At 70.8% G+C, this 4,665-nt stretch carries 5 protein-coding genes; all 5 read right to left on the bottom strand.

Translation table 11 applies throughout. From position 1 onward, the window contains the following. Positions 1-633, bottom strand: a 633-nt coding sequence (locus D7V88_RS39045) for a tRNA modification GTPase (RefSeq protein ID WP_504814970.1), incomplete at its 3' end; no start/stop codon positions are given. A gap of 48 nt (positions 634-681) precedes the next feature. Continuing rightward, positions 682-1,908 (bottom strand): collagen-like protein, encoded by a 1,227-nt coding sequence (locus tag D7V88_RS44915; RefSeq protein WP_147449067.1) that lies wholly within the window; start codon positions 1,906-1,908, stop codon positions 682-684. 114 nt (positions 1,909-2,022) lie between these two features. Further along, on the bottom strand, positions 2,023-2,250 hold the full coding sequence (locus D7V88_RS39055) for a hypothetical protein (RefSeq protein WP_120545607.1): 228 nt from the start codon (positions 2,248-2,250) through the stop codon (positions 2,023-2,025). A gap of 60 nt (positions 2,251-2,310) precedes the next feature. Continuing rightward, positions 2,311-3,099: a hypothetical protein gene (locus D7V88_RS39060; protein WP_120545608.1), complete on the bottom strand. Its 789-nt coding sequence runs from the start codon at positions 3,097-3,099 to the stop codon at positions 2,311-2,313. Next, positions 3,096-4,665 (bottom strand): membrane protein insertase YidC (gene yidC, locus D7V88_RS39065; RefSeq protein WP_244238630.1); only part of this gene is annotated, 1,570 nt, incomplete at its 5' end. The genes D7V88_RS39060 and yidC, both read right to left, overlap by 4 nt.

Genomic DNA, 4,665 nt, shown 5'->3' on the forward strand with positions numbered 1-4,665 from the left:
CCCCACCTCCGCGCGCAGGACCTCCGCTTCAGAGCGCAGTGCGGCGACCCGAGGCCCCGCATCCTCGTCCGCGCCCTCCGCCTCGTCGGGGAAGTTGAGGACCCCTTCCAGGTCGGCGTGGAGCGCGCGCAGCGGTTCCTCCAGCGCGCGGATCCGCTCCGCCAGCGCCCCGGACAACCCGGCCGCCGCGGCACGCACGGCCGCCTCGGAATCCGCGGCCACCAGGTCCGCGACCGCCTCCGCGCGGGTCAGGTCGATGCGGCCATGGAGGAACGCGCGCCGGGTGAACTCGCCGGGAAGGGCAGGGCGGACACGGGCATCCTCCAGCGTCCGCGCGAGCAACAGCCGCAGCAGGCGCGGGCTGCCATGCGCCTGGAGCTCCACCACGTCCTCCCCGGTGAAGGACTGGGGCGCACGGAAGTAGAGGAACAGGCCCTCATCCAGCACACCGCCCGCCGCGTCCACGAACGTGGCCAGGTACGCATGGCGCGGCGTGGGCACGTCGGGAACTCCAGGCGCGAGCGCGCGGCCCACCTCCAGCGCGGCCGGCCCGGACACCCGGAGGATGCCCACCGCCCCCGCGGCGGGCGCGGTGGCGAGGGCGACGATGGTGGCGGAAGGAAGCGTCGTCATGGCGAGACAGGGGCGGGCACCGGAAGAAGGCGCTCCTTCACATGGCAATCAAATGCAGTTGGCGTTCAATGCCTTGGTGTCATTCGACGACAGGATGCATGCCGGAAGCGACATGGACTCCGCCTGGATTCCGGGGAGCAGCGTCGAATGGGCCAGCTTCAAGCGGGTGTCCCGCGTCACGTAGACGCCCCCGTCATTGCCCTCGAAGGCCGAATGACTGACACCCACCGTCCGCACCACCGCCGGCGAGGGCGCATCGACAAACATCCCATACGTCGTCCCCTTCGCGCGGGAGTCGCGGACCTGGGTGGAGACATCCAGCACGGTCACGCCCACGCCCCGGGTCCCTCCATTCCCGAATGCATGGGATTGCGAAAGGTACACCGTCCCGTCGGCGTAGAGGCCGTGTCCACGAGGGCCTCCATTCGCGCTGGCATGGACCCGCCATGCCTGGACATCGCCCCCTTCGACCCGCATCCCGAAGACATCCCCGCTGCCCGCCGCGCCCGTTCCCAGCAGCCGGCTGTCCGTCACGCTCACGGTGCTCGCCTTCAGGGACAAGCCTCCGACCTGGCCCGTCGCGGAGCTGCCCCCGGCCTGCACCCGGACGAGCTCTCCTCCCGACACGTCCTGATAGAGCACGCCGTAGGTGCCCTGCTGGCCCTGTCGCGCATCGGCCTCGATGTCGCGCACCCCGAAGCCGGAGCTCGCATTGAAGACCGCCACGGACTGCGCACCCCCGCCGGTATTGCCCACGTACAGGTTGTGCAACCCCGCGCCCGTGGCCCCCACCACCGTGCCCTGTCCGGACGTGGAGGAGACGATGCGGGACACCTGGGGACCGCTGCCCTCCAGGAACACCCCCGGCTTCAAATCCAGCCCGGTGGAGCCCAGGTCGTAGGTCCCCGCGCCCAGCTTCAGCACCCAGGCCTGGGAACCGTCGGAGGGCACGGCCTCCACCGCGGCCCGGAGCGCGGCACCGGCCTCCAACGCGGTGGTGCCCAGCGGGATGACCTGGATGCGCGCGGTCGCGAACCCGTCGGCACCGGAGGGACCCGGAGCGCCCATCGGGCCGGAAGCGCCCTGCACTCCCACGGGACCCTGCTCGCCGGGCGGGCCCTGGACTCCGGCGGGCCCCTGGGGACCGGCTTCACCCACGGGCCCCGGAGGCCCCTGCTCGCCTTGGAGCGACGAGGACGCCGCCGTGTCCTGCTTGCAGGCGGACACGAGCAGCAACATGGGCAACAGCGCACGACGCACGGACGGAAGATTCAAGGACAACGCCCCCTCACGGATGGAGGCGCAGTCTCGCCGGGGCATCCCCAGGCCGGAAGAGGCGACCGTCCCATTCCGCTCGACGGTCTGGCGGACCCTCCGGCGGGTACGGAACTACCGGGGCCCCTGCGGCGGGGTGGAACCCCGGGCGGCGCGCTCCACGTCATCGCGGTGTGCCTCGATGTACTTCTCCACTTCGGCGTCCTCGACCTGCAGGTCGCGCAGCACGCCCGGATAGACGAAGCGGAAGGCAGGGGACTCCTCGTCCCCGCGCAGGCGGAAGCTCATCTTCAGCACCGCCGCGCCGTACAGCTTGTCTTTCAAACCCTTCGACTTACCCATTCGCTCCTCTGCTCCCAGACGCCCGCCGGCGGCATGGACGGGCCCGTTCCGGGCGCCCGCTCAGGCGTCGATGTCGTCTTCGTCGTCGTCCGGCAGCATGCTCCGCTTGGGCATCGGGGCGGGCTTCGCCGGAGTGAACACCACGCGTCGGTTGCGGCCCTCGCCTTCGGCCGCCACCTTCACGCCTCCTACTCCTTCTACTGCCCTGAGGACGCGCGCGCGGTCCTCCGTCTTCATCGCGGCGAACGCATAGAAGCGCCCCAGGCTGGCGGACTTCTCAGCGAGCTTGCGGACGGCCTCTCGCAGCACCGCATCCTCTTCACATTGCACCGAGCGCTCGTCCGTCTCCGCGCCCTTCGCCGCCACCTGCTGCGCGGCCGCGGCCTTCGGAGTCTGGGCCGCGGGCTGCGCGCCCCGAGCCGCTCGGGCGGGCGGCGCGGCCGGCGCGGGGGCGGTCCGGGCCGGCGGTGCCGGAGCGGCAGCCGCCACCTGGGCCACGGTCGCCACGGGAGCGGAGGCCTGGGCCTGCGCCGCCTCGCGACGCGGCCGGGGTTCCGGGTGGCCGCCCGCGCCCAGCATCACCCACCGGCGTTCGACGCCGGGGCGGTGGAGCATCTTGTTGAGCAGGAACTGGAGCGAATCCAGCACCTGGCTGCGCTTGCCGGCTTCCACGCCCTGGGGCGGGCCGGACTCGAAGTGCAGCGCGACGGACAGACTGCCGTCGGCGGCGTCCTGCAGGTCCAGCCGGGCCGGGAAGCCCATCAGCCCGAGGATGTCGGTGAGCAGCCGCTCCACCCGGGGGCGGAAGTCCGCCCCGCCCGCGACCTGCGTTCCCTGCGGCCCGCTCACTTGCGCTTGCCTCCCCCGGCGGTGACGACCGCCGGTGTCCCGCCGCCCGTCTGGCCCTTCTTGCGGTCCAGCCACTTGCGCAGGCCGTACTGCTGCCCGATGGAGAGCACGTTGTTCGTGAAGATGTAGAGCGACAGGCCGGCCGGGTACTGGAGCAGCGTGAAGGTGAAGATGATGGGCATCACCCAGGTCATCATCTTGGCCTGCGCCGCGTCCATCATCTGCGGCTGCATCTTCTGCGTGATGATCATCGACACGCCCAGCGCCAGCGGCAGCAGGTACGTGGGGTCCTTGTACGTGAGGTCCCGCCAGATGGGCCCGACGAACGGCTCGCCGTAGATTTCGAAGCTGTTGCGCAGCGACGTGAAGAGCGCGATCCACACCGGCATCTGGATGAGCAGCGGCAGACAGCCGCCCAGGGGGTTCACCTTCGCCTCCTGGTACAGCTTCATGATCTCCAGGTTCTGGCGCTCCTTGTCCTCCGCGAACTTCTTGCGGATCTCCTCCATCTTGGGCTGCAGCACCTTCACCGCCTCCATGCTGACCATGGAGCGGTAGGTGAGCGGCAAGAGCGCCAGCTTCACCACCACGGTGAGCAGGATGATGGCGACGCCCCAGTTGCCCACGATGCCGTGGAAGAACCGCATGATGGAGAGCAGCAGCTTGCAGACCACCGCCCAGATGCCGAAGTCGACCGTGTCCTCCAGCATCGGGTGGTACGTCGTCGCGGGCAGGTTGGCCACCGCGCGCAGCTCCGCGCCAGGCGCCGGGCGCAGCAGCTCCGGATCCTTGGGGCCCAGGTAGCCACCGAAGCGGAACGTGGTCGTCTGGCCGGGGGCGACGTTGAGCGGGAAGGCCGCGGCCACTTCGCGCGCGGTGGGCGTCGCGGTGAGCGTGCAGTGGCCGGCGATGGGCCCGTCCAGCGGGTAGAGCGCGGACAGGAAGTACTGCTGGTCGATGCCGAAGAAGGAGACCTGACCGCGCGTGTCTTCCGGCGGCTTGTCGCCCGGGGACATCTTGTGCAGCTCATCCCCCACCCAGCACGCGGAGCGGCTCAGGTTGCCCACGCCGCCGAAGAAGGACGGCGCGTGTTCGAACTCCGGGTCGATGGCGCGGCTGTAGTGCAGCTTCAGCTCGCCCGCCTGCGCCTGGGCGGAGGTGTTGCGCACCTGGAGGGTGTAGGCGAACTCGAAGCCCTCGCGCGGCCACAGCACCGTCTTGGTGATTTCCCACGGGCCCTGGCGGCCGGTGAAGACGAGGGTGCCGCCGTTGTCGGTGGGGTTCTCCTGCACCGCGTAGCGGGTGTTCGCCGCGAGCGGCGCGCCGCCTTCGATGGTCACCGCGAGCGGCAGGGGCTGACCGGCCACCGGGGTCGCCACATTCATCTGCGGCGGCGGGGGGATCTCCTTGCCGAAGAGCAGCGAGAAGCCCTCCTTCACGGTGAGCGACTGCTGCTCGCGCATCTTCACGCCCTGGAGCACGGCGGAGGTGAGGCCGGCGCCCTCGGAGGAGAAGGTGTACTTGACCTCCGGACGGGCGACGTCGGCGGTGCGCACGGGGGGCGGA

The sequence above is a fragment of the Corallococcus terminator genome, from assembly GCF_003611635.1.
GTDB classification, from domain to species: domain Bacteria; phylum Myxococcota; class Myxococcia; order Myxococcales; family Myxococcaceae; genus Corallococcus; species Corallococcus terminator.

Coding starts and splice junctions, on each gene's coding strand:
- D7V88_RS39055 (WP_120545607.1), bottom strand. CDS start 2,250: ATGGGTAAGTCGAAGGGTTTGAAAGACAAGCTGTACGGCGCGGCGGTG.